This is a genomic window from Nocardia seriolae NBRC 15557, assembly GCF_007990715.1.
GTDB classification, from domain to species: Bacteria; Actinomycetota; Actinomycetes; order Mycobacteriales; family Mycobacteriaceae; genus Nocardia; species Nocardia seriolae.
Genome location: NZ_BJWY01000247.1, coordinates 1 through 2,272, shown reverse-complemented (window position 1 = coordinate 2,272; position 2,272 = coordinate 1). Strand labels below are relative to the sequence as shown.

The 2,272-nt window shown below is 62.9% G+C and carries 3 protein-coding genes; all 3 read left to right on the top strand.

Features of this window, described 5'->3' with window-relative positions:
- Positions 1-135 precede the first annotated feature (135 nt).
- On the top strand, positions 136-672 hold the full coding sequence (locus tag NS2_RS35470) for a hypothetical protein (protein WP_228102604.1): 537 nt from the start codon (positions 136-138) through the stop codon (positions 670-672).
- Positions 673-940: 268 nt separating this feature from the next.
- Positions 941-1,267, top strand: coding sequence for a hypothetical protein (locus tag NS2_RS36605; RefSeq protein ID WP_033091741.1), 327 nt, complete (start codon positions 941-943; stop codon positions 1,265-1,267).
- Between the two features lie 579 nt (positions 1,268-1,846).
- Positions 1,847-2,272, top strand: a 426-nt coding sequence (locus NS2_RS35460) for a hypothetical protein (protein WP_033091740.1), incomplete at its 3' end; no start/stop codon positions are given.

Genomic DNA, 2,272 nt, shown 5'->3' with positions numbered 1-2,272 from the left:
TTGCAGCCCACTGCATCAATCGTCCCGCGCTACGTCCGAGTACAGGCCAGAACGGACACCAATTCGCAAATCACTGCAAGTTCCTGGATCCGAGAGCGACCGGTTTCGTAGCGTCTAAGCAGAAAGGGGGTCGAGATGGCTTGGCGAACACGGATCTTCGAGGTCCCCGGTGGCCTGTTGGAACTCCGGAGCGCCGGAGCAGAAGACGAGAACTACGGAGGGTTCTACCTGGAGTTCTCCGGAAGCGGTGCAGACAGTATCCGAGACGAACTACAGCGAGGGACGGACATGCGCTACAGGGCAACAGCACTCGGATATCCGCGGATCGACGTGTCCGGAATCGGCCAGCTCTGGGACGAGAGCCAAATTCGCAGGCTCGCAGAACGATTCGGCTACGACTTCTCGGGGATGGTCATCTACGACCCGGCATCGGGACGGCCGCCACTGGCCCGGCTGAAGACCCAGGCCACCCGGTTGGACGCGGAGGCGGTAATCGTCCCGGGCCCCGAGCATTTCGAGGGCGGGGAAGTTCCCGGATCTCCGGTGCGACAACTCGACGTGATCACAGTGCACCCCGAGCAGACCTTTGCCCGGCGGACCATCCCGCCACTTTCAGATCTGCCACCGGCCACGGCCGACGGGGTTCACCCACATCATTACTGCCACTTTTAAGCGGGGCCGACGAGTTTGGTCAGGAAGCGGTCCAGTTGGGTGGCGGCGGGGGCCAGGGCATGCCGAGTTTGCGGTGGACCGTGGTCTCGTGCAGGACCTTGTAGAGGCCGGGGTGTTCTTCGGCCCAGGCCATTTGGGCCGGCATGCGGGCGCGCAGGCCGCGGGCGGAAGCGGCCCTGAACCTGCCGCGCCCGGCCCTCGCCGCTCCCGCCCCCGGCCCGCGCCATCCTGTCCGGGCGATCCGCCCCGGCCGATACGATCCGCCCTCATGGCGTCGCCCGACAGGAACACCGGCATCCGAGCGGTCATCAACGGCCCGAAAACCGGATACAGCGGTCAGACGATCACCCTCGACGGCACTCGATCCCAACCCGGCAGCGCACCGATCCGCTATCACTGGACAGCCGATGCGGCCTTCATGGCGAGCAACCCGAACTTCGCCGAGGAGTCCCAGAACCCTTCCGTCACCCTCGTCCTCCCCGAGGTACCCCTGCGAATCGTCCGGAGGGTAGGCCTCACCGTCTACGGCGCAGCGAACGAGACGTCACCCCAGGCTCTGCACAGCATCGCCATCAAACCGACCCCGGCTAGTTGAGGCCCGCGTAGGAGTGCAGGCCGCTCACCACGATGTTGATGATGAAAAGCGTTCTCGCTGTTTGCAATCGATGGCAGATGCTGGACAGCGCTCCTCACCTGCTGATCCCTTGATGGTTGTGATTAACCACGACGGATCGCCCCGAGTGACGCTGCGTACCCTGTGCGTACCCTCATCCTGATCTTGGAATTACAGGGACGGCTCTCGCACCCAGTGGAGGACACCTTCCTTGGCCTCAAGGACAGGTAGCCGGACAGCAGGGGTAGCTACATGGACAGTCGACGACAATTGCGTGCGGTCGCCTCCAGGCTAAGCGGTCTTCGACCCGGCGGTGTCCGCCCTACTGTCCGCGGGAGGACACTGGACCCGCGAGGGTGGACAGGGGCTAGCTACCCGCGGAGGTCGGCACCATCCGTATGCGCTGTAACGCCCCCGGGCGCTGCGGACGAAACCTAGGACAACCGCCGGATCTGTCCAGCCTCATGCGTTGAGTCTGAGCCACCGAGGATCCGACGCAAATGTAAGGTCGGCGGGAATGGTGTCATCGGGAGCGGTTTTGGTGGAAGCGTAGGGGAACCAATGAGTTTGATGCATGTCCGGCAGATTGAGACGTATCTGCGCGAGACGTACGCCGGGGACTGGGTGAGCACGCTGTCCGAGGACTCAAACCTATCCCGGCTGCTGGCTCGGTTCGCCTTGGATCTGGTGACACCGCCTCAAACCGACCGCGATAGCCTCATTGTGGAGATCACCGACCACGGCGACGACGGCGGCATCGATGCCGTTTCAGTCGACCCACGGACCAATCTGGTCACGCTCGTACAGAGCAAATGGCGCAAGAATGGCAACGGGTCATTCGATATCGCAGGAATGAACCGATTCGTGGAGGGTGTTCGCACACTTACCGATTTTCATTCCAGCGGCATCGTAAGTTGCTCACCCGAGATGAAGAAGGCAGTTAGCGCCGCCATGGGCAAGCCCGGAGGGCGCTTATTACTAGTGTCG

What these genes read in the sequence shown, in the direction of transcription:
- NS2_RS35470 (WP_228102604.1), top strand. Translation starts at nt 136, where the DNA reads ATGGCTTGGCGAACACGGATCTTCGAGGTCCCCGGTGGCCTGTTGGAA.
- NS2_RS36605 (WP_033091741.1), top strand. Translation starts at nt 941, where the DNA reads ATGGCGTCGCCCGACAGGAACACCGGCATCCGAGCGGTCATCAACGGC.